The sequence below is a fragment of the Marinobacter sp. B-21 genome (assembly GCF_056857895.1).
This window is the reverse complement of sequence record NZ_JBSXNZ010000083.1, coordinates 30,916-54,054: the sequence shown is the minus strand read 5'-3', so window position 1 is coordinate 54,054 and position 23,139 is coordinate 30,916. Positions and strand designations below refer to the sequence as shown.

Here is a 23,139-nt window from a genome sequence, read left to right as displayed (position 1 = left end):
GCCACCAAAACCGGGGCCGCAGTGGCCCCGGTTTTGGCGTAATGTCCGGGTTAATTGTACTGTGCAAATACCCGGGTCTGGCCGGTCTCGTTAAACAGGATGACCTTATAATGGTCTTTCCGGTCGCCCATTTCCATACCCGGTGAGCCGATCGGCATGCCCGGAGCGCTCAGCCCGGTGGCTTTCGGCGCTTCCGCTATCAGCCGCTGGATGTCGCTGGCCGGCACATGGCCTTCGATTACATAGTCACCGATAAATGCGGTGTGGCAGCTGGCCAGGGCCGGAGTGAGACCGGCATCGGCCTTGATCGGATTGAGGTTGCTGGTTTCGGTGACGTCTACCTCAAAACCGTTTTCCTCCAGGTGTTTGACCCAGGCGGTGCAGCAGCCGCAGGTCGGTGATTTGTAAACATGGATATTCTGGGCGGCACCCGCCGCCAGCGTGGTGGTGCTGAAGCCCAGGGCGGCCATCAGGCCGAGAGCCAGGGTGTGTTTTTTCATGGCGTTTTCCTCAGTGGTGACTGTTGGTGTTCGTTTGAGCCCTTTTCGCCGGCTCCGGAAAGCCAGAACCACCAGACAATGGCAGCCATCAGGGCAAGTCCTCCGGCATTGACCAGAAGTGTTTCCATCAGTTCCGCTCCTTTTGCTGTTTCGGACCACTGTTCGCGTCGTCCCGTGCCGGTCTGTGACTGCTTTTGAACAGCCGCAGGCGGTTGGCGTTGGAGACCACGGTCACCGACGACAGGGACATGGCGGCGCCGGCCAGTATCGGGCTCATCAGGATTCCCCAGACAGGGTAAAGCAGGCCGGCGGCCACTGGAATACCCAGTGTGTTGTATATGAAAGCGCCAAACAGGTTCTGGTGAATGTTTTTCACCGTGGCCCGGGAAATTTCAATGGCATCGGGCACGCCGTGCAGGGAGCCGCGCATCAGCGTGATACCGGCGCTTTCGATGGCAACATCGGTGCCGGTGCCGATGGCAAAGCCGACATCGGCCGCTGCCAGGGCCGGGGCGTCATTGATGCCGTCGCCGACCATGGCGACGGTATGGCCCTTGCTGCGCATCTCACTGACCACTTCGGCCTTGTCTTCCGGCAGCACTTCCGCCCGGTAGTCGTCAATCCCCGCTTTGTTCGCAATGGCTTTGGCGGTGGCGTCGACATCGCCGGTGACCATCATTACCCGAATTCCGGCGTCGTGCAGGCGCCGTATCGCCGCCCGGGAGTCGGCCTTGATGGCGTCGGCAACACCGATGACACCGAGGGCTTTGTTGCCCAGTGCCAGGAACAGCGGCGTGCCGGCCTCTTCAGCAATCGTGCTGGCGGCATCGGTCAGGTCGCCCAGGGCAATACCTTCGCCTTCCAGCCAGCGCCGGTTGCCCAGGCGCAAGGGCTCGCCGTCGAACTCGCCTCTAACGCCCTTGCCGTTCAGGGCTTCAAACCCGCTGACCTTTGCGGCCTCGGCACCTTCCTCTTTCGCCTTTGCCAGAATGGCTTCGGCGAGAGGGTGTTCCGAGTGCTGTTCGAGCCCAGCCGCCAGAGTCAGCAGGCGCTGCTTGTCGCCATTGCTGGCATGCACGCGGGTTACCGCCGGATGGCCTTCGGTGATGGTGCCGGTCTTGTCCAGAATCACCAGATCCAGCTTTCCGGCCGTCTGCAGGGCATCGCCCTGGCGAATCAGCGCGCCGTATTCCGCCGCCTTGCCAACGCCGACCATCACCGACATGGGGGTGGCCAGCCCCAGGGCACAGGGGCAGGCAATGATCAGCACCGTGGTGGCGGCTACCATCATGTGGACCACTGCCGGCTCCGGCCCGAGGTTGTACCAGACCAATGCCGCCGATACCGCAATCAGCATGACCGTGGGTACGAACACCGAGGAAATCCTGTCGGCCAGCCGGCCAATGGCGGGCTTGGAGCCCTGGGCCTTTTTCACCAGCCTGATGATTTGCGCCAGTGCGGTTTCGCTGCCCACCCTTGTGGCTTCGTAGACAATGGAGCCACGGGTGTTCAGGGTGCCGGCGGACACCTCATCGCCCTGTGACTTGCTCACCGGCATGGGCTCGCCGGTCAGCATGCTTTCATCAATACGGGTGGAGCCTTCGGCGATAATACCGTCCACCGGCAGTTTCTCCCCGGGCCGGACCCGGATGTGGTCGCCCTTCCGGACCTCTTCCACCGGGATATCCTGCTCTTCACCGTCACGGATCACCCGGGCAGTTTTCGCTCTCAGGTCCAGCAACCGGCGCACTGCTTCGGAAGTCTTGCCCTTGGCCCGCAGCTCCAGAGCCTGACCCAGGTTGATCAGGCCAATAATCATGGCCGAGGCCTCAAAATACACATGCCGCGCCATCTCCGGCAGCGCGCCGGGTACACTGGCTACCACGATGGAGTAGAGCCAGGCGGTGCCGGTGCCGAGGGCGATCAGGGTATCCATGTTGGCGTTATGATGCCGGAGGGCCTTCCAGGCCCCGGTGTAGAAATGCCCGCCGGTGGCGGCCATCACAATCAGGGTCAGCACCCCCAGCCCGAGCCAGGTGCCCTGGTTGGCCTCGGTCACCACCATGGTGCCAAAGCCCATCCCCCAGACCATCAGACCGAGCCCCAGCACGAGGCTCACTGCCATCTTCACCAGCAAGGACTTGTACTGCCTGGTGTCCTGTTCCTGCCTGCGGTCGTCCGCTTCGTCCTCATCCTCAATCACGCTGGCGCCATAACCGGCGCTTTCCACTGCCCTTACCAGAGTCCCGGGATCTGCGTCACCCGTGGCCGTTGCGGTGTTGTCCGCCAGATTCATGTGCGCATGGCGGATACCGGGCACCGACATCAGGGCTTTCTCGATGGTATTGACACAGGATGCGCAGGTGGCGCCTGTCACCGACAGAAGAACCTGGCCGTCCCCGGCAGCAGAAGATCCGGACCGGCTATCGTCAGAGACCGCCTCAGGAGTAACGTCAGCCAGATCATCCTGACGATCACCGATGTCTTTGCTGTCCCCATGTTTGGACGCGCAGCAACCGGCAGGCTCCGGGGTGTCTTCGAAGGGTTCGGCCGGATAACCCGTTTCAGTCACAATCCGTGCCGCCTCGGCCGCATTCACTCCTTCAGGCAGTGCGACTGTCTGTTTGTCGAGATCCACTTCTACCAGCTCCATATCGCCAGTCAGCGGCTCCAGGGCCGTGCGGATCTTTCTGGCACAACCCTGGCACGAGGCCCCGGAAATACTGAGTGTGGTGTGTAACACGACTGCCTCATTCATTCGTTACTGCTCCTCAACCGGGTCGCTTTTCCCACGAATGGGCGAAGGGTCTTCCCAGTGTTCGATCAACCGACAGATGGTATGGCCATCCGGCGTGCCATCCGGCATCTCCTGCCACGCGGACAAGGCCGCGGTCATCCGCTGGCGAAGCTGCTGCAACTCACGAATTTCCCGCTCAACCTCCGCAAGCCGCTGCTGAAACACATCCCGCACCATCGGACACGGAGAATGGTGATCGTCCGCCTGATCCAGAATCTGCCGGATCTCCGGCAATGAAAACCCCAACTGCCGCGCCTTCCGGGCAAACCGGAGGCGTCGTAGATCGTCGGCATCAAACTGCTGGTAGTTGTTGTCCGGATTGCGAGCCGGCTTCAGCAGATTTTCCCGGGTGTAAAAGCGCACGGTATCCGGGTTCACTCCAGCGGCTTCTGCAATGTCTTTGACTTTCATGGCGGATCTTCCGATGCAGTTCTGATCATTTACCCGGACGGGAAGCATACAACTTGCGGAGCGCCGGCGTGGGAGATTCTTCCGAAAACCGCTGTGAATACGTCCCTGTACGCTTGCTCTCCGCCATCCTTGGCTCCGAGCATTTTCGGAAGAATCTCCCACGCCGACGCGGCAATCACCGAAACCGAAAACTTAGAACAGTTTAAAACCTGTGAGCAACTCACAGGTCAAAGGTTTTTTTGGGAAGGAAAGCTACTGGCCCCTGGAGCGAAGAAACGTACCGCAGGCCTTGCACTGGTCCGGTGCCATCAGTTTCGCCTGCCAGCCAATCCTGTGGCCACAGGCCGGGCACGCCAGCCGCAACTGAAGCACAATGATCGGCGTAATCAGAGCAGCGATCAGAACCCCAAGAGGCCCCCAGCTCTCACCACTGGACAACCCAAGCTGACTGCTGAACACCAGGATGATTGTCAGCGCCACAAAGGCAAAAATAAAATAGTTCCGGTTCCAGCGCTCCCACTGGCGGATTTTTTCGTCCTGTTCCGGAGTCAGGTATTTTTCGGCCATAAAGTCTCACCTGAAGTATCTGACGGGTATCATGGCGATGGCCGGCGGCAATTACAAACCGGAATCGGCGGTAATGCCCGCCACCAGAATGCCGGAAGCCAGCGCCTGCTCAAGATCGGACACTGGAATCGGCCGGCTGATCAGATACCCCTGGGCAAAGTTGCACCGGTGATTCTTCAGGAAACTCAGTTGGTCCTCGGTTTCGACACCTTCCGCGACCACCTGAATGCCGAGATTGTGGGCCAGATTGATCACTGCCCGCGTGATCACCGCATCATCATGGCGCTCGGTGACATCCGTGATAAAGGAACGGTCAATTTTCAGCAGGTCCACCGGGAAGTCGCGCAGATAGCCCAGAGAAGAATAGCCAACCCCGAAATCATCAATCGCCAGACGCACCCCGAGTTGATGCAGGCGGGAGAGCTGGTTCAGGTTGTGCTCAATGTTCTGGATGAAGATCTCCTCGGTGAGTTCCACCTCCAGGCGATCAGCGGGCACATTTTCCGCGGCCAGAGCTTCCCGGATGTGATCCACCAGGCCTTCGTCATCCAGCTCCCGGCCGGAGAGATTCACTGCAATGCAAAGCCCTTCTTGCGGGGTCCCCTGCCATTTTGCCAACTGGCGACACGCCGCCATCACCACCCAGCGACCGATATCGGTAATCCGGCCGCTTTCCTCGGCCAGAGGAATGAACTCCACCGGCGGCAATAGCCCCCGCCGTGGGTGCTGCCAGCGAATCAGCGCTTCAACACTCTGGATTTCACCGTTGTCCAGGTTCAGCTGGGGCTGGTAATAGAGCACGAACTCATTGTTGGCCAGGGCCTGGCTCAGGTCCTTGTCCAGCTCAAGGCGCATGACCTCCCGGTCCTGCATGCCTTCGGTGTAGAACTGATAAGTGTTCCGACCCTGCTCTTTGGCCCGGTAGAGGGCGACGTCGGCATTGCGCAGCAGGGTGTCCGCATCCAGACCGCTCTGGGGATACACCGCCACGCCCACGGTGGCGGTAATGCTGTGGGATTGTCCCTGCACATCAAAAGGCTGGTCGAAACACTGTTTGATCTGGCCCAGCAGGTGGATGATATCGTCAATATCATCCACCTGCTGCTGGCAGAGCATAAACTCATCGCCACCGGAGTAGGCCACCAGAATCCGCTCATTACTGAGTCGGTTCAGCCGCTCGGAAACCTTGATCAGCAGCTCATCGCCAAACTGGTGGCCAAGGGAGTCGTTGAGGGTCTGGAAGCGGTCCAGATCGAGCATGATCAGGGCGACCTGGCGCATCTGGCGATCGGCAATATTCAGGGTATGGGACAGGTCTTCCATGAAGAAACGACGGTTCGCGAGGCCGGTCAGGGTATCCGTGGATTCCAGCCGGGCCAGGTCTTTCTGGATGGCGGCTCGTTGCGCGATTTCCCGGTCCAGCTCCCTGCGGGTCTTCAGCAGGGTCCGGTTCCGTTTCAGGATCAGTTGCACCAGCAATGCGGTCAGGCTGGTGAGCAGCCCCATCAGCAGGAGGGTTGTGAAGGTCATTCCCGGCCAGTCGCTGTACCGGTTCTCCACCCACTCTTCGGAAGGGTAGAGGGTCAGTGTCCAGTCCAGTGTTGGCAGATCAACCGGGTGGGTATGCGCGAAGTCAGGATTAACGGATTGCGAGTCGTTCAGCACATAGCGCACTGCGCCGGCCTGGCGGATCTCGATCCGGACAAACTCCAGCACCCGGCTGGTCAGGAGCTGGCGGGCCAGTACGTCCATCCGGAACACGCCGGCAATGAAGCCGTTGTTGTCGGCGCCGGCGCCCACCGGCGCATAGATCACCATGCCCTTGCCGCCCTGGCGCAGATCAACGATGCCGGACAGGTCCCAGTTGCCGGTTTGCCTTGCCAGCTCAAGGGCCTGTCGGCGTTCATCGTTAAACGCCACGTTGTAGCCGATAACCTCTTCGTTGTCGGTTACCGGCTCCAGCCAGCGGATAACAAAGTTCCGGTCGATCCACTCGATAGCCTGGTAAACACCGAAGTCGTCCAGGTAATTGCGGGCGTCTTGCCGCCACTCACGTTCGGTCGTGGAGGGATTTGCCTGCAGGCGTTTCGCCATGCGCCGGATGGCCTCGGAATGGACCCGAAACTCCCGTTCCAGATGGTTGGCCAGGGCCCGGGCTTCATTGGCCAGACTGGTATCGATCTGGTTCCTGTCCTGTTGTGCCAGTCCGTAACGCAGGCCCGTGGCCAGGCCCAGGAAAACCAGAAAGATCACCACCGGAAACACCGGGCTTAAAAGACCCGATATAACGGCTCCAGGGGGCGATGCAGGTTTTTCCACAGGTTACTCCGTGACTTTGAACGGGTTGGCAGAGCGAAATCGATTATGAGGCATTTTGATCGGGCACCGCTATCAGTTGCTGAATCCGGTCATGCAACGAGACTCCGAAGGCACCATCAGGCAGGGGGCGTGCAATTTCCGGTGAGGTCCGGCCCTGGAAAGCGGTAGTGGCTGCAAGATCAATCACCCTGGGCTCTACCGGCTTCTTGCCGGCATCCAACATAATTTCCACCCTCGGCCTCAGCTTGCGCCCCGGGTGTGTTGCCACCACGATGGCAACCTCTCCGGTAGACAGTTCTACCAGACTGCCAGGCGGATACACACCAACCATTCGGATAAATGCCTCCACCATACTGGCATCGAACTGCTGGCCCCGGTTCCGGTAGAGAATGCGAATGGCATCGGAAGTGGGCAGCCCGTCCCGGTAGCAACGGTCGCTGGTGATGGCATCAAAGGCATCAACGATGGAGACGAGCCGGGCAAACCGGCTGATCTGCCATTCCGCCAGTTGTTGCGGGTAGCCCTGACCATCCATTCTTTCATGATGGTGGCAGGTGACATCGCTGACGATGGGGTCAAGGCTTGAGTCGGCCCGGAGCAGTTCATACCCCAGCGTGGTGTGCTGGCGCATGATGCTGTGTTCGTCCGGAGTCAGTGCTCCGGGCTTGTTGAGGACCTCGTCAGGCACCTTGAGCTTGCCGAGATCGTGCAGAAGCCCGCACATTCCCACTGTCTCCAGATCATCGTCCGGCAGTCCCAGAAATCGGGCAAAGGCCACGCAGAAAATGGCCACCCGCAGACAGTGCTCAGCGGTGTAGGCGTCCCGGGATTTGATCCGGCTCATCCAGAACATGGCGCTGGCATTGGCTTTCACGCTCTCAACACACTCCCGAATGACCGGGCGGGCACTCTGGAGATTGAGGTCCTTGCCCGCCTCGATCTTTCGGGTAACCTCCTCCACAAACGCCTGAGTCCGGTTCCAGGTCTCTTGTGCCCGGGGGATTTCCTGGGCCAGGGTGCGGGTTTCCGGTAACGGCTCAGTAGTGCGCCGCTTGAGCAGCGATACCTGGTCGAGCACCGGATTCAGCCGATCTTCCTCGTCTTCCACGAGGACCCATTCGCAATACTGGCGGAGGATCTGCGCCTCGTCATCATCGGTGAGGGTAAAACCCTGGAACAGAACCGGAACCTGGGTCCATGGCCGGTCCAGGCTGACAATCCGCATCCCCGGTTTTAACAGATCGACAGGTAGCCTTGCCCGCTGAAGGATCGAAACGCGGGAGCGGGCGTTGTCAGGAAACGTGCCTGCTGAATTCGTTGATTCCAGGGCCGGTTTACTGGATTTACGTCGGAACCACATGGCGCTACCAGACTTCTGATTATTTGTGCCGATTATGTCAGACCTGACAGGCCTGTTACAGCGGAGTGCCAGAAGTGTGACGTGGTTCCTGATTCAGGTCAGGTTTCAGGTGCGTCCGGCAACTGGGGGGATGCCCTGGCGTGGGATTTCCTGTTTCGGACAGCGATCCATCACCACTGTCAGGCCGGCGGCCTCGGCCCGGGCAGCGCCCTCTTCGTTAATCACCCCAATTTGCATCCAGACCACCGGAATATTCAGTTCGATGGCCTGATCGATCACTGTGTCGGTGCGCTCAGGCGCGAGGAAGAGCTCAACCATGTCAACCGGTTCCGGCAGGGCATGAAGGTCGGCGTAGACGGGTTCACCGAGTACCTGCTGCCCGGCCAGCCGGGGATTCACCGGAATGATCCGGTAGCCGTGGGCCTGCAGGTATTCCATGACCTCGTGAGAGGGCCGGGTGGTCTTTTCACTGGCGCCCACAAGTGCAATGGTTTTTACGGTTTCCAGAATATGGCGCAACTGGTCGGGATTGTTGCTTGGCATAAAGAATGGACGCCTTCGCTGATTTAACGGTGTGCCTCAAGGCAGACTGACACAGATTCCGCATAGCGTAGCGCGTGTGGCTTGTCGATTTCCACCTGGGCCCATTGGACCGCCTCGTGCTCCATCACGATAGTCAGCACTTCATGGGTCAGCCGTTCCAGCAGGACAAAGCGGTTGCCATTCACATGATGGATGATCTGCTTGGTGATCGTGCGGTAGTTCAGGGCCGCCGAAATCTCATTGCGGTTGACCGCCTCGGTGGCATCGTAAGTCAGGCTTACGTTAATCAGCACGTCCTGCTGATTGCTGATCTCTTCTTCCTTGATACCAATATAGGCTCTCAGTAACAGGTCCTTGATACGGACCCTGGCCTGGTGATTCCCGATAACCTCTGTCATACCGTCGCCCTCCGGGTTGCTGTTCTCAGCGGTTGGTGCCTATCAGGTTGAGAAACTCGGTACGTGTCGCCTGGGATTTTCGGAACTGCCCCAGCATCATGGAGGTTTTCATGCGGGAGTTCTGTTTCTCCACGCCCCGCATCATCATGCACATGTGCTGCGCCTCGATGACCACGGCCACCCCCTTGGCGTCGGTGACGCTTTCAATGGCCTCGGCAATCTGCCGGGTCAGGTTTTCCTGGATCTGCAGGCGGCGGGCATACATATCGACAATGCGAGCAAACTTTGACAGGCCAAGCACCTTGCCCTGGGGCAGATAGGCGATGTGGCACTTGCCAATGAACGGCAGGATATGGTGCTCGCACATGCTGTACAGCTCGATGTCCTGAACCACTACCATCTCGTCCATGGCAGACTCGAACACGGCATTGTTGATCAGGTCGCCGAGATCCTGCTGATAGCCGTGGGTCAGGAACTGCATGGCTTTGGCGGCACGCATGGGGGTGTCCTGCAGACCTTCACGGTTGGTGTCTTCGCCCAGCCCGTCAATAATGGCGCGGTAGTGGCCCGAGAGGTCGTCAAGGAGTCTGGTCATAATCTCTTCCGGTTAGCTGTGTCTTACGAGGGCAAAAGCTTAAGTCAATTCGTCCGTTATCTCTACGGTTTACGGCAACACGCCGGGAAAAGACCACTTTCTCGGTAACGCTGCCCGCCTGTTTGGTAAGGCTATGGCAGTTCGCTAAGGCTATGGCAGAGGGGGCGGGTTTGTTCTAAAGTTTCAGGCTGTGAACGTTCGCCGGGGACAGTGCATGGAACAGGTGATAGCCAATGTCGGTGGTGCAACCGCCGCAGGGCATGATGCCGCCACCCTTGAGGGGTGGCAACAGGGAGGTAAATGGTTCAGTTACGAGGGCCATGCCATTTTCAGTCGCATGGCGGGCACGGGAGAGCCGCTGGTCCTGATTCACGGATTTCCCACTGCCAGTTGGGACTGGAACCGGCTTTGGCCGATGCTGGTGCAGCAGCACAATGTTCTGACCCTGGACATGTTGGGTTTCGGTTTTTCCGACAAGCCTCTGAACTACGATTACAGCATTGAGGACCAGGCTGACCTGTTCCAGGGCTGGATCGAGGGCCTGGGTTTGCCTTCGGTACATCTGTTTGTCCATGATTACGGATGCAGTGTGGCACAGGAGCTGCTGGCCCGTGAGCAGGAAGGTGGTTTGCCGTTCCGGATTGCCAGTGTGTGCTTTCTGAATGGTGCCCTTTTTCCGGAAGTGCACAATCCCTTGCTGATCCAGAAGCTGTTGCGAAGCCCTTTTGGCGGGCTGATCAGCCGGGGTCTGACCCGGCGCAGTTTCGAGCGCAACTTCCGCCGGCTGTTCGGGAGCCAGAACCCGCCGGACCGGCAGGATATGGAAGACTTCTGGCACCTGCTGACCTACAACAACGGCCGGGGCATACTGCACCACCTGATCCAGTTCATGGAGGAGCGCCGGTGTCATCGAAACCGGTGGGTCGGCGCCTTGCAGAAGGCAAAACAGCCGATGCGACTGATTTCCGGTACCGCCGATCCGGTGTCCGGTGCCGGCATGGCCAGACGTTACCGGGAACTGATTCCAGATGCCGATGTGGTCTGCCTGAGGAATACCGGCCATTACCCCCATTTCGAATGCCCTTGGGACGTCTTCAGCGCCTACCGGGATTTACGCAAACAGTGCGATCATTGAGCGGGCCTGGCAGCCTGTCCGAGGTTGTCAGACCCCTCTGAGTCGCGGACGGTCTATACTGGTACAGATTACAGGTAAAGAGTGCAGACCGAACCGTCCGGGAGAAGAATATGTCAGATGAGAAACCGGTAGTGGCCAGTAAGACACCCTTCTCCGTGCTCGTGGAAGCCGGCAAGAACTACTTCTGGTGTGCTTGCGGGCGAAGTCAAAGCCAGCCCTTCTGTGATGGGACCCACAAAGGAACCGGGATAACACCGGTGAAGTATGAGGCCCGGAAGAAGGAGTGGGTCTGGTTTTGCGGCTGCAAGCAGACCGGCAATGCCCCGTTTTGCGACGGCAGCCACAAGAATCTTGCCTAAGGGAAATACTCAGGCCCGGGCCTTGCCGGCCGCGCCGTACACCAGTAGAAACGTCGCAAAGGCCGTCACCACAACCGAAGGCCCCGCGGGCGTGTCCAGGTGCCAGGACAGGCTCAGGCCTCCGGTCACCGCAACAAATCCGAACACCACCGCCATGGCCGCCATGATTTCCGGGTTATGGGCCAGTCGCCGGGCGGTCGCGGCGGGAATAATCAGCAAGGCGGTGATCAGCAGCACACCGACGATTTTCATGGCCACCGCGATCACCAGGGAGAACATCAACATCAGCACCAGCCGGAGACGTTCCACGGCAATGCCTTCGACCCGGGCCAGCTCCTCGTGGATGGTGCTCATCAACAGCCCGCGCCAGAGCACGGCCAGAAGGATCAGGATGAGCGTGGCGCCCCCGTAGATCCACAGCAGGTCGTTCCGGCTCATGGCGAGCAGGTCGCCGAATAGCAGGCCGGTGAGATCCACCCGGACATCCGGCATGAAGCTCAGGGTAACCAGACCGATGGCGAGGGCACTGTGGGCGAGAATGCCCAGCAGGGTATCGGTGGCCAGGGCCTGGGTGCGGGAAAACATCACCAGTGCCATGGCCAGAACCGCACAGGTGATGATCACGCCGACGTTCAGTGGCACGCTGATCAGAAAACTCAGGGCAATGCCGAGCAGGGCAGAGTGTGCCAGGGTGTCGCCAAAATAGGCCATGCGGCGCCAGACCACAAAACAGCCCAGCGGTCCCGCCACCAGCGCCACACCCAGGCCGCCGATCAGGGCACGCCAGAAGAAGTCGTCCAGAACGGCATCAATGGTGGGCATGGTCACACCCCTCATGGCCGGTATGGGCACGATGCGGTCCAGCGGCAACCACATCGCCGTGCAGATCATGGCGATGATTGTGGTGGTGATGGTAAACCGCGAGGGACTCAGCCACCGGCTGTCCGAAGGTTTCGATAAAGGCCGGGTCGTGGGAGATATCCGCCGGGGAGCCGCTGCAGCACACATGCTGGTTCAGGCAGATGACCTTGTCGGTTGCCGCCATTACCAGGTGCAGATCGTGGGAGATCATGATCACGCCGCAGTTCAGCTCGTCCCGGAGCTGGCGAATCAGGTCATACAGCGATGCCTGGCCGTTGATATCCACGCCCTGGGCAGGTTCATCGAGTACCAGAAGATCCGGCTTCCGGGCCAGGGCCCGTGCCAGCAGGAGCCGCTGTTTCTCGCCGCCGGACAGGTGGTGGACGGAAGCGTCCAGCAGCTGCCGGACCCCGGTGCGGGCCAGGGCTGACTCACATTCCGCCAGTGGCATGCCACTGAGCAACATGAACCGCTTTACGCTCAGGGGAAGCGTTGCTTCGAGTGTGAGATGTTGCGGAACGTAGCCGATCACCAGGCCCTTCCGGAGCGACACCTTGCCATCCGACACCTTCTGAATGCCAAGAATGGCCTTGATCAGGGTGGTCTTGCCCGCTCCGTTGGGGCCGATAACGGTGATGATATCCCCGCGGTGCACTTTCAGATTGACCCGGTCCACCACCGGCCGTTTGTCAAACCGGACGGTGAGATTGTCGAGGGTTACCAATGGGTCAGTCATGGCCGGGCTCCGCCTGGCAACGGGGACATAGCCCGGCGATCTCGAGGGTGGTGTTTTCGGCTCTGAAACCCTCGTCAGCAGCCGCTTTACGTACCTCGGAAGAGACTTCCGGCACAGTCAGCTCCAGGACATTGCTACAGGCGCGGCAGATCAGAAACATACCGGTGTGGCTTTCCCCGGCGTGGGTACAGCCGATAAAGGCATTGAGGGAGGCAATGCGGTGCACCAGGCCGTTTTGCTGCAGGAAATCCAGCGCCCGGTAAACCGTGGGTGGCGCCGCGTTATGGCCATCAGAGGACAGCTCTCCGAGCACATCGTAGGCCCCCAGGGGCTTGTGGGACTGCCAGATAAGTTCCAGAACGCGCTCCCGGATGGGGGTCAGGCGGGCATTGTGCTGCTGACAGATGATCCTGGCGTCAGCAAGAGCCTGGCTGACACAGGCATCGTGATTGTGGGGCCGATAGGGAATGGGTCGGGCAGACATGACGGAAATCCTGCAAAATTTGCAACATTATAACATTTGCAAGAATCCCTGCCATGCCGGCGCGGCGGTCCGGGAGAACAGCTCAGTGACGGGTCTGTCGGACGAGAGACTCCAGGAACTCAAGGTTGGGAATCCAGGCGTTTTCCCCGTCCACTTCCACCTGCATCAGGTCAGCGGGGCCGGGTTCGCCATCCAGCTTCCTGACCTGTTCCCCGGTCAGGCGGGCCTGGCTGGGAATACCCTGGGTAACCAGGGCCATGAACGGAACTTCCTTGTGGTGGTCTCCGATGCTGTTGAGAACCACAATCCGGCCACGGCTGTCGCCGGGCACGGTCAGAGCGCCGCCGTTGGCCGCGTCGTAGGAAATCACCGGAAGCTGCAGGCCCCGCCAGTCCAGGTAGCCCACAAGCCACTCCGGTGTATTGGCTCCCGCTTCGGTGCTGGCGTAATCCACCACTTCCGCAATCGAGACGTTGGGCAGCAACAGTTGCCGACCGCTCATGGGGATCATGACGCAGGAGAGGGTTTGGCTGTTGTCATTCATTGCTTGTTTCCTCAGGCGGAATCACGTTTCTGCCGGTTCTTGAGCAGGCAGGATTCTTCAATGATTTTTACCAGTTCCCGGGCCAGTTGTTCCGGGGAGCCGCAGAATCCGGTGCAGCCGGTGGCTGCCACGGAGTCCGGCATTGAGCTGTTGCCGCAGCTGGTGCTTTCCTGCACCCAGATCCGGCTGCCGTAGGCTTTCAGCAAAGGTGCTGCAATCGCGCCGTCGTTGCCCATGCCGGAAAAAAGAATCGCATGGCAGCGCTGGCCATAATGATCCGCAACATTCAGCAGCACCTGATCGATGGAAGGGCCGTAGGGTCCCGGCCAGGTGTTGCCGGTTTCCGTCAGCGCACCCTGCTCATTCAGCTTCCATTCGTGTTCAACCGGCATCAGTACCACATCGCCGTTTTTCACCCGGTAGCCTTCGTGTGCCCGTTTGAGCTGGTAATGGGCATGGCGGCCCAGCACCCGGGCCAGCACATCGGTGAAATTGCCATCGATGTGCTGGGCGTAGATAAAACCCACCGGAAGGCCGGCTGGAAGGTGATCGAGGAACGTCTTGACCGCCGCCGGGCCACCCAGTGAGGCGCCCAGAATCCAGACTTCCTCGGCCACCGATCCGGGAACCGCCGGCGTAATCCAGTGTGGCAGGTCCGGCGAGGAAGGCACGGCCGGCGCGTCCTCCTCCAGTTGCTCCAGTGTTGCCTTTGAATCCAGTTCTTCCAGGTGCCCAAGCTGTTGCTCCAGCTTGCCCAGCAGTCGCCGTTCCCAGCGAAAATACTCGGTGCTGCCGGGCCTGGGCGCTTCGTCCAGACCGAACAGCACCGGCACTTCGGTGTTCTCCAGAAGGTGATCGAACAGCACCGGGTGATCCGCCTCGTCTTCCAGGGTCACCAGCCAGAGGCTGGCATCCGGAAATTCCGGATAGCCCTGAAGCCGGTCCGGATCCCCGGAAAAGCAGACGTCGAGACCGAACTTGGCCGTGGCGGCCTGCAAGCGATGACGCTGCAGGACCACATCCGAGACAATCCCGACCCTCGGCCTGGCAGACTGGCCGGCCATCACTGCCTTCCGGTCAGTCGCTCAATCGTCTCGAGCAGCTCGGTTTCCTGGAATGGCTTGCCGAGGTACTCATTCACGCCGATGGCGAGCGCCCGCTCGCGGTGTTTCTCACCGGTACGGGAGGTGATCATGCAGATCGGGGTTTCCCGCAGGTTATCGTCGTGGCGCACGAAGCTGGCAACCTCGAAGCCATCCATGCGCGGCATCTCGATATCCAGCAGAATGATGTCCGGTTTGTGGTCCTGAAGCTGGGCCACGGCATCCAGGCCGTCTTTCGCAGTGATGACTTCCATGCCATTGCGCTCCAGCAGTCGCGAGGTAACCTTCCGTACCGTAACCGAATCGTCCACCACCATCACCACGGTGGCCTGCTCCTCATACCGCGCCGACTCGCGGGCTTTCTCGAGATTGGCCAGGCGCTGGCGTTCGGACAGGATGTCGGAACGGATCATCGCCGGCAGGTCGAGAATCACCACCACGTTACCATCCCCCAGGATGGTGGCACCGGACACGCCCCGGACCGTGCTGAACTGCGGCCCAAGGGATTTAACAACAATTTCCCGGCTGCCCATCAGGTTATCCACCTGCAGGGCCATGGGCTGTTCGGCACCACGAACCAGAATCACCGGAAGTGGCAGGGCCTGGCCCTGCAGCTTGGGATGGTGGTCGCTGTTCAGCAGGCTGCCGAGGTACTGAAGCCGGTATTCCTGGCCGGCATACTCGTACATCGGCGCGTCCGGCTTGTAGTACTCTTCGAGTTCGTAAGTGCTGACCCGGACAATGCCTTCAATGGTGTTCAGCGGGATGGCGTAGAAGTCTTCGCCGGTGGAGACCATCAGGGCCCGGTTCACGGATACGGTAAACGGCAGGCGCACCGTGAAGGTCGTACCACGACCGACCGCAGAATCGATATCCAGGCTGCCACCGAGCTGCTTGATTTCGCTGGCAACCACATCCATGCCCACACCACGGCCGGAAATCTGGGTTACCTGCTGCGCGGTCGAGAAGCCCGGCTGCAGGATGAACTGCAGGATTTCCCGTTCGGACAGATCCTCATCTTCCCGCAGCATGCCCTGGCGGATGGCCTTGTCGCGGATGACCGGGGAGGGAATGCCGGCGCCGTCGTCAATCATGCGCAGCACCACATCACCACCTTCGCGGGTCAGTGACAGGGTGACTTCGCCGGTTTCCGGCTTGCCGGATTTCTTGCGGTCGGCGGGGCTCTCGATACCATGGTCAAGCGCGTTCCGGAGCATGTGCTCCAGCGGTGCAATCATGCGCTCAAGGATGTTCCGGTCCATCTCGCCTTCGGCGTTGCGGACATCGAAGTCCACTTTCTTGCCCAGTTCGCCGCTGATCTGGCGGACGATCCGCCGCAGGCGCGGCACCATGGAGGCGAACGGAATCATCCGGGTCTTCATCAGACCTTCCTGGAGTTCCGTGTTGATCCGGGACTGCTGTACCAGCAGGGTTTCTGTGTCCCGAACCCGGTCAGACAGGGTTTCACGAAGGTCTGCCAGGTCAGAGGAGGACTCGGTCAGTGCCCGTGACAGCTGCTGAATGGACGAGTAACGGTCCATCTCCAGAGGGTCGAAATCGTCGCCGTAGTCCGGCCCGTGCTCCTTTTCGGCACTGAACAGGATCTGGGCTTCGGTTTCGATTTCCATCCGGCGCAGCTGCTCCCGCAGACGCTCGATGGTGGCGGCCATTTCGTCCAGGGTTTGGCCGAAGTCACTGGTCTGTTGCTCCAGCCGGCCACGGGTGATACTGGTTTCACCCGCCAGGTTGACCAGCTCGTCCAGCAGCGGTGCGGATACCCGGATGGTTTCCTGGGCAGCGCGCTGTGCTTCCGCCGCCTGTTTGCGAACCTTGGCGGGAGACTTCGCGGGCTTTGGCGTTGGTGCGGCCGGCTCTTCCGGCCGTTTCGGTTCCGGCGCGACGGGGGCTGGCCTGGGTTCTTCGGCCTGGACCCGTTCCGGCGCAGACGCACCGGATTCAAAGCGTTTCTGAATACCGGAGACCAGGGCAATAATGGCGTCGTGGTCTTCGGTAATGGCCTGCCACTGATGCTCGTCGGGGGCATTGCCGCCCAGGTCAATCAGCCGGGTTTCAAGGGCGTGGGCCTTGTCGCCAAGCTGGGTAAGCCGGGACAGGCGGGCGCCACCCTTGAGGGTGTGCAAGGCCCGCTGGGCTTCCTGGTTGAAGTGGTGGTTTGCGGGTTCCTTGCGCCAGTCATCGAGCAGCTGTTCGAGCTGATCCATGATGTCACCGGCTTCCTCAAGGAAGATTTCCATAACTTCCGGATCAATGGCTTCCTGCCCCGTTTCTTCGGTTTCTTCCCGAGGCGAGGCAGTCTCTCCGGCAGCGATGTCGTGGGCTGACCGGAAGTCAGCGATGAGTCCGCCATCGGGTTCCGCCTTTTTGCCTTCTTCCAGGCTGTTGAGCATGACCTTCAGGCTGGCCAGCGCGCGGTCGCTGAGGCCAAGCAGGGTATTCTGGTTGTTGGCACCCGAGATCAGGGGGTCCAGGGCATCAGACCAGGCTTCCGCCAGATCGGCAATCGGGTCGATGTCGGAGAGTCTTGCTCCGCCTTTAAGGGTATGCAGCTCCTGCTGCAGCTGGGTCACGCCGGTCAGTTCTTCCGGTTCGTCGCGCCACTGGTCCAGACACTCACGGATGGCGTCGCGGATTTCCAGGCCTTCATCCAGGAAAATACCAGTGAGGTCGTCATCACTGGCTTGGGCCAGGGTGGCGCTGAGGCTGGTTGTTTCCGGCATTGCCTCGGCAGGCTCGGCTTCTGTCGGCTCGCCGGACTCTTCCACGCCGGCCAGAGGCGGCATGGGTTCGCCACGAAGAAGAGCCTGAACCTGAGCGACCAGTTCGTGCGCTGGCGGGCAGGGTTTCTGGGTGGCGACCTGTTCGACCATCCGGGCCAGCCGGTCATGGCAGGCGAACAGCAGGTCGTTCATGGTATCGCTGGCGTCCAGCTGACCTTCAGCAACCTTCTCGAAAAGGTCTTCAAGAACGTGAGTCAGGTCGCCGATGGCTTCGACGCCGGCCATTCTGGCGCCACCCTTGAGGGTATGCACGTCCCTCTGGAGTTCTGCGGCAACCTGGCGATCCGAGGGATCTTCGGTCCAGGTGTGCAGGGCGCTGCCGGTGGAATTGATCAGGTCATAGGCTTCTTCCAGGAAGATGCCTAACAGTTCCGGATCCAGGTGGGAGAGGTCGGTTACGCCGTCCCCGGCATCAGGCTCCTGTTCGGAGGCAACCTCTGCCGGTTCGAACTTCTCCGGCTCATCAAGCTCCGGAAGTGGAGCCTGCTCACCGGAGCTGTCCTCCAGGTCCGTCTGATCGTCGCGGGCACTGACGTTAGTCACTGGCCGTGTCCCGGTGGCGCTGTCCATATAAGCCTGGATCTCACCGATAAGGTCCGGTGCCGGGCGCGGTGTTTCCCTGGCTTCCAGGTTCTCTACCATGCCGGCCAGGCGATCGTGGCAGCGGAACAGCAGATCTGACAGCTCATCGTTGACCGACAGCCGTTGTTCAGTCAGTCCTTCGAACAGGTTCTCCAGCTCGTGGGAGAGATCGCCAACGGCTGGAATATCCGCCAGTCGTGCACCGCCCTTGAGGGTATGCAGGTCCCGCTGCAGCAGGCGGAGGATATCGAGGTTGCCGGTGTTCTCGCTCCAGCTCTGGAGGGCTTCCGCGGTGCTGTCGATGAGGTCCTGGGCTTCTTCCAGGAAGATTTCTGCCAGTTCCTCGTCCATATCATCGTCGGATTCCGACAATTCCGGCAGGGGCGGCTGTTCTTCGGCCGGGGATGGTGCTTCCGAAGGCGCTTCTGTCTCGTCCATGTCGAAGCTGAGATCGATCTCTTCCAGGTCGTCGGTGAACTCCTGTTCGAAGGCATCCGGCTCGGCGTGTTCTTCCGTTGGGGCCTGCTTCAGGGCTTCGAGACTGGCAACCAGCTCGTCACTGGACTCGGTGGCGAGTCCGGCGGCGACCTGATCCATCATGTTGATCAATTGTTCGTGGGCGGCCCGAACGGTCTCAAAGAAACCGTCATCGGGCGCTTCATCGTTTTCGGCGGCGGAATCGTAGGTATCTTTCAGGGCACCCGAGAGCGCGGCCAGGTCGGTAAGTCCAGCATCGGAAGAACCCTGGGTGAGCTGCTCAAGTTCGGAGCGAAGCTGGTCCAGTGAGCCAGTCTCCTGGGGATTAGCGGCCCAGTGATCAAGAATCCGGTCGGCATCCAGAACGATATCCAGACCTTCGTTCAGGAACAGTTGAACCAGCTGAGAGGGGGCTTCCTGCTGATGCTGGTCGGTCTTGTCTTCGCTATGAGTGCGCAGGGTCTCATCCGTGAGGCGATCCAGTTTTTCAAGGAACACTTCAGTGCCTGGCAGGGAGGCCTGCGGGTTTTCGCGAATCTGGGCCAGTCCCTGGGTCAGGAAATCGCAGGCAGACCCGATCAGCGAGAGTACCTCGCGGTTGGCCCGTTTGTTCTGGGCACGGGATTCCTTGACGAACCGTTCCAGCGGCGTGATGACTGCCGCGATCGGTGCAATACCGGCCGTATGGGCGCTGCCCTTGAGTGTGTGCAGGGCCCGGGACAGGTCGTCGGTATAGGTAACGGTCGTCTTGTCACCGGCTGTGGCCAGGAAGTCCTTCAGCGTTTGCAGGTGGGTCTCGGTTTCGCTCTCAAAGATGTCGAGCAAAACTGGATCAACGGCGTCTTCCTCAGCTTCTCCGGCGTCAGTTCCGGTCTCTGTTTCCACCTCGTCCATGGATTCCGCGGCGGGCATTATGCTGGCGTCCGGAATTTCTCCATTGGCCAGAGCGTTGGCCCGGGCTTCAAGATTGGAAATGTCCAGTGAGGGTGCCCGGCGCTTTTCAAAATCCTCAACCAGTGCCGGCAGATTGGTGGTGACATCGTCCAGCAGGCTGGCAATGTCGTCATTCATGAAGATGCTGCCGTCGATGACCCGGTTCAGCATGTTTTCCACGGACCAGGCCAGCTCCCCGACAACCAGTGCGCCTACCATCCGGCCACTGCCCTTCAGGGTATGGAACGCCCGGCGGACTTCGGATAGCGCACTGCGGTCATCGTGCCGCCGCAGGAGCATGGGCAGGTATTCGCGGATGGTTTCCAGTACCTCGCCGGCTTCCTCGACAAAGATTTCAAGGATTTCGTCGTCGATCAGGTTGTCGTCATCGGCGGGCTTTTCAGCTGCGGCGCTGGTGTCCGCGGGCGTGAGCTCAGGTTCCTCGACAGGAGGCGCCTGCACCATTGGCTCTTCAGCGGCTTTTCGGGTATCCGCTTCGGCCGGTGCCTCGCCCTCGGTGCGGCGTGTGGTAGCCATGGCTTCGGCGCGCTGAATGAGCTCACCGACATCACCGGCCGTCTGGCCAGCCTTGAATTCCCGAATCAGTGAGGGAATGCGGGCATTGACCTCATCCACCAGAGTAAACATGTCGTCGGTCGGCCGGATGGTCTGGTCGATAACGCGGTTGAGCAGGTTTTCCACCGACCAGGCTAATTCACCAATGCTGGTTGCGCCGACGAGGCGACCACTGCCCTTGAGCGTATGGAATGCGCGACGCACTTCGGTCAGGGCTTCACGATCACCATGATTCTGGCGCAGGCGCGGGTAGAACTCATGGATGGTTTCGAGAACTTCCTCGGCTTCCTCAACAAAAATACCGAGGATTTCATCGTCCAGAAGTTCCGAATCCGAGCCCTTGGATTCTTTGGGACTGGCTGCATCGGTTTCCGGAAACTCTTCAGCCGGCTCAACCACGGGAATTTCTTCCGCAGCGGATTCGGACCAGGTGGGCTCGGCACCAACCGGGAAGCCGAGGGAGGCCAGGCTGTCCTCTGCCACTCTGAGGATGGAGTCGTTCTCGCCGATCCCTTCGGCAAGGCGCTCCAGGTAATATTCGATGCTGGTTACCGCATCGGCCAGGATGTCGAGCTGTTGCCAGTCCGGTACCTGCTTGCTGCCCAGCAGCACGTCGGTAATGTAGCGCTCGGCTGAGGCCAGCATGCTGGCAACGCGATCCAGCGGGATCAGACTGAGGCCACCGCGAATGCTGTGCAGCAGGCCGGGCACGTGCCCAATTTCCCGGGTATCCCATTGTGATGCAATGAAGTTCACAATGGCGGACTTGACCTGTTCCAGGGTGTTCCGGGATTCTCTCAGCAGGGCGCCGCTGGCCTCTCCAAGCTCACGAGAGCCCAGGTTAACCGGAGCATCGTTGGCTTCATCGCCGGAAGTTTCCTGGCGGCCTTCTGCGTCCAGGCCGGCCAGACTGGCTTCGACATAGAGCAGCGCACCGGCAATGTCCATCAGGGTGCCGTCATCCACCGGTTCGGTCTGGGCGCTGAGTTTTTCGACCAGTTCAACCTGCTCGGTAATGACTTTTCGTGGTATGCCGAGACCGAGTACCGCCAGGGTATTGGCCACCTGGCGCAGTCCGGGCAGCAGGTCGTCAAGCTCGCTGTTCTGGCGAAGCTCTGAACGTACATACAGGTCGAGCTGGTCTTTTAGCTTGGCCAGCTCTTCGTTAAGTGCGCCGACAACCGAGTGAATAGCATCCCGGCCAGGGCCGGAGACCCGGCTTCGGGCGGCATCCACGTCGTCTTCCGAGGGCAGCGCCTGACTGAGCTGGTAGGTATCCCGAAGGGCACTGACCTGAGGTGAGTCCAGGTCACGGGCGCGGGCCACGTAGTAAAGCAGGTGCTTGAGCAGGGCTTCCGGCGCTGGTTGCTGAAGAATATCCGCGTGCTCATCGGTCAGCCGGCGCACTTCGCTGTCGAGTTCCCGAAGCAGGGACTTCACCGCTGCGTTCACCGGATTGACGTTTGCCTGCAGGGTCTCAACAAATGCGCTTGCGGCCTTCCAGAGTTCGCCCCTGGGCGTTTTCTGGCATAACCGGATGAGCCGTTGGATGACCTTCTGCATGTAATCGAAGTGGGCGCCGAGATCCGCCTCCCGGATGACGCCGGCCAGAGCGAACTGGTACATCTGCCGCAGTTTGCGGATGTGGCCGAGAACTGTCGGGTCCTGCAGACGCTGTGAAACCTTTCCGGTGACCCGGATCTTTGAGGGGCTCAGGTCAGGTTTGAACAGTGACGTATCAGACAGCAGGGATTCGCCACGGGCAGCACGGAGGTCATTCAGCAGCGGCAGCAGCACCATTGGAAAATCGTCCTGGCTGCTGGCCAGGTGCTCAAGGTACTGGGGCAACTGAAGGATTGCCTGCATCAGTACTTCGACCGCTTCATCCGTATTGGCAACGGTGTCGTTGAGTACCGCCTGGGTGAGCTTTTCCATTTCTTCGGTGAGCAGCGCCGCACCGTAAAGCTCGACCATTTGCAGGGTGCCATGCACCTGATGGAGATAATTCAGGCAGAAGCGCAGGCGCGCAGTGTCGTCACGATTCTCGACATACGCTTCCAGTGCATGCTGGCCCTGGGTCAGCGTGTCCTGTATTTCGCCCCGAACCCAGTCGAGGGCGATGCTGTCATGGTGATTGCCCATAACCACTCCGGTTATTCTTCGTCAGTCTGGCGTTTGATCCACGCCAGCACATGTTCCGAGGGAACTCTCTGTAACCCTGGAGGCTGCCAATCGGTCAGTTCCCCCTGGCCCAGAACCAGCAGCCCCCCGGGCGCCAGCCGCTCTGCAAGTCGCCTGACAATTTCCCGCCGGCGCCAGCGGCGAAAATAAATCAGCAGATTCTGGCAGAAGATAATGTTCATCCCGTGCATGGGTGCCTTGTCGAGATCCAGAACGTTCAGTCTGGTAAAGCACACCCTGTCGCGGATGCTGTTCACAATTTCTACAGTATTCCGCTCGGCCGGGCGGAAATACCGGGATTTCATGTCCTCGTCCACTCCCAGCAATTTGCGGGGATTGAACTGGCCGTTCCTGGCCTTGTCGATCACGGGCTTGCTGATGTCAGAGCCGGTGACACCAAACAGCGGCTGCAACGCCAGCTGGCTCATGCACTCGTTCAGCACCATGGCCAGTGTGTACGGCTCCTCTCCGGTGGAGCATCCGACACTCCAGGCTTCCAGGGGACGCTTTTTCAACGGTTCCCGGGGCCGTGTCAGAACATAGTCGGAAACCAGCCGGAAGGCGTCGGGATCCCGGAAGAACCGGGTTTCCTGAACCGTCAGCCTGTCTACCAGCGTTGACCATTCCCTGATCGCATCAGGCCCGGAGACGATTTTTTCGTAATAGGCCTGATAGCTGCTGCAGCCGATTTCCCGCATCCGGATGCCAAGGTTGGTCTCCAGAAACGAACGGCGCCCGGCCGGCAGGGTTATGCCGGTGCGATGTTCCAGCAGGGTTTGCCACTGGCTGAACTGCGCCTCGTCCATATCCGGGAGTCGGCGCAGTGACCAGATGCCCTCGGCGGGTGACAGGTTGTTATGCATTTGCGCCATAAACCGTC

19 protein-coding genes are annotated in these 23,139 nt (G+C 60.2%); 2 read left to right on the top strand and 17 right to left on the bottom strand.

Annotation, left to right across the window (positions count from 1 at the left end; translation table 11 throughout):
* Positions 1-50 precede the first annotated feature (50 nt).
* The 10 genes from AC13C0_RS14620 to folE all read right to left on the bottom strand — a co-directional run bounded on the left by AC13C0_RS14620 (position 51) and on the right by folE (position 9,490).
* Positions 51-500 carry a DUF411 domain-containing protein gene (locus AC13C0_RS14620; protein ID WP_341581040.1) on the bottom strand — a complete coding sequence of 150 codons (450 nt, stop codon included), beginning with the start codon at positions 498-500 and terminating at the stop codon, positions 51-53.
* Positions 497-628, bottom strand: a complete 132-nt coding sequence (locus AC13C0_RS14615) for a hypothetical protein (RefSeq protein ID WP_341581041.1) — start codon at positions 626-628, stop codon at positions 497-499. Before AC13C0_RS14615 ends, AC13C0_RS14620 begins: the two co-directional genes overlap by 4 nt.
* Positions 628-3,258, bottom strand: a complete 2,631-nt coding sequence (locus tag AC13C0_RS14610) for a heavy metal translocating P-type ATPase (RefSeq protein WP_482954633.1) — start codon at positions 3,256-3,258, stop codon at positions 628-630. Before AC13C0_RS14610 ends, AC13C0_RS14615 begins: the two co-directional genes overlap by 1 nt.
* Before the next feature lie 3 nt (positions 3,259-3,261).
* Entirely contained in the window at positions 3,262-3,708 is a 447-nt protein-coding gene (locus AC13C0_RS14605; RefSeq protein WP_117620407.1) for a MerR family transcriptional regulator, read from the bottom strand.
* A 252-nt stretch (positions 3,709-3,960) separates the two neighbouring features.
* Positions 3,961-4,275, bottom strand: coding sequence for a hypothetical protein (locus AC13C0_RS14600; RefSeq protein ID WP_117619041.1), 315 nt, complete (start codon positions 4,273-4,275; stop codon positions 3,961-3,963).
* Between the two features lie 51 nt (positions 4,276-4,326).
* Complete coding sequence (locus tag AC13C0_RS14595; RefSeq protein ID WP_482954632.1) at positions 4,327-6,594, bottom strand: putative bifunctional diguanylate cyclase/phosphodiesterase; 2,268 nt, start codon at positions 6,592-6,594, stop codon at positions 4,327-4,329.
* Between the two features lie 43 nt (positions 6,595-6,637).
* Positions 6,638-7,954: an HD-GYP domain-containing protein gene (locus AC13C0_RS14590; RefSeq protein ID WP_341581045.1), complete on the bottom strand. Its 1,317-nt coding sequence runs from the start codon at positions 7,952-7,954 to the stop codon at positions 6,638-6,640.
* Positions 7,955-8,059: 105 nt separating this feature from the next.
* Positions 8,060-8,497, bottom strand: coding sequence for a CoA-binding protein (locus AC13C0_RS14585; RefSeq protein ID WP_117619044.1), 438 nt, complete (start codon positions 8,495-8,497; stop codon positions 8,060-8,062).
* A 23-nt stretch (positions 8,498-8,520) separates the two neighbouring features.
* The gene (gene folX, locus AC13C0_RS14580) at positions 8,521-8,895 is read right to left on the bottom strand and encodes a dihydroneopterin triphosphate 2'-epimerase (RefSeq protein WP_117619045.1); all 375 of its coding nucleotides are present in this window, start codon (positions 8,893-8,895) and stop codon (positions 8,521-8,523) included.
* Between the two features lie 25 nt (positions 8,896-8,920).
* A complete protein-coding gene (folE, locus tag AC13C0_RS14575) occupies positions 8,921-9,490 on the bottom strand; it encodes a GTP cyclohydrolase I FolE (RefSeq protein ID WP_117619046.1) in 570 nt (189 codons plus the stop codon).
* A gap of 214 nt (positions 9,491-9,704) precedes the next feature.
* Between folE and AC13C0_RS14570 the strand changes: the two genes are divergently transcribed.
* Both AC13C0_RS14570 and AC13C0_RS14565 read left to right on the top strand, forming a co-directional pair.
* Positions 9,705-10,625, top strand: a complete 921-nt coding sequence (locus AC13C0_RS14570; protein WP_117619047.1) for an alpha/beta fold hydrolase — start codon at positions 9,705-9,707, stop codon at positions 10,623-10,625.
* A gap of 110 nt (positions 10,626-10,735) precedes the next feature.
* The gene (locus AC13C0_RS14565; RefSeq protein ID WP_117619048.1) at positions 10,736-10,984 is read left to right on the top strand and encodes a CDGSH iron-sulfur domain-containing protein; all 249 of its coding nucleotides are present in this window, start codon (positions 10,736-10,738) and stop codon (positions 10,982-10,984) included.
* 9 nt (positions 10,985-10,993) lie between these two features.
* Here the strand turns inward: AC13C0_RS14565 and znuB are convergent, their stop codons facing one another.
* From znuB to AC13C0_RS14530, 7 genes are all read right to left on the bottom strand, one after another.
* Positions 10,994-11,806 carry a zinc ABC transporter permease subunit ZnuB gene (znuB, locus tag AC13C0_RS14560; protein WP_117619049.1) on the bottom strand — a complete coding sequence of 271 codons (813 nt, stop codon included), beginning with the start codon at positions 11,804-11,806 and terminating at the stop codon, positions 10,994-10,996.
* Entirely contained in the window at positions 11,793-12,581 is a 789-nt protein-coding gene (znuC, locus tag AC13C0_RS14555) for a zinc ABC transporter ATP-binding protein ZnuC (protein ID WP_117619050.1), read from the bottom strand. Before znuC ends, znuB begins: the two co-directional genes overlap by 14 nt.
* Positions 12,574-13,065, bottom strand: a complete 492-nt coding sequence (locus tag AC13C0_RS14550) for a Fur family transcriptional regulator (protein ID WP_117619051.1) — start codon at positions 13,063-13,065, stop codon at positions 12,574-12,576. The genes znuC and AC13C0_RS14550 overlap by 8 nt, the downstream gene beginning before the upstream one ends.
* An 82-nt stretch (positions 13,066-13,147) precedes the next feature.
* Entirely contained in the window at positions 13,148-13,609 is a 462-nt protein-coding gene (locus AC13C0_RS14545; RefSeq protein ID WP_117619052.1) for a chemotaxis protein CheW, read from the bottom strand.
* Between the two features lie 11 nt (positions 13,610-13,620).
* Entirely contained in the window at positions 13,621-14,673 is a 1,053-nt protein-coding gene (locus tag AC13C0_RS14540; protein ID WP_117619053.1) for a chemotaxis protein CheB, read from the bottom strand.
* On the bottom strand, positions 14,673-22,220 hold the full coding sequence (locus AC13C0_RS14535; RefSeq protein WP_117619054.1) for a hybrid sensor histidine kinase/response regulator: 7,548 nt from the start codon (positions 22,218-22,220) through the stop codon (positions 14,673-14,675). Before AC13C0_RS14535 ends, AC13C0_RS14540 begins: the two co-directional genes overlap by 1 nt.
* Before the next feature lie 11 nt (positions 22,221-22,231).
* Positions 22,232-23,131 carry a CheR family methyltransferase gene (locus AC13C0_RS14530; RefSeq protein WP_117619055.1) on the bottom strand — a complete coding sequence of 300 codons (900 nt, stop codon included), beginning with the start codon at positions 23,129-23,131 and terminating at the stop codon, positions 22,232-22,234.
* Positions 23,132-23,139: the final 8 nt, after the last annotated feature.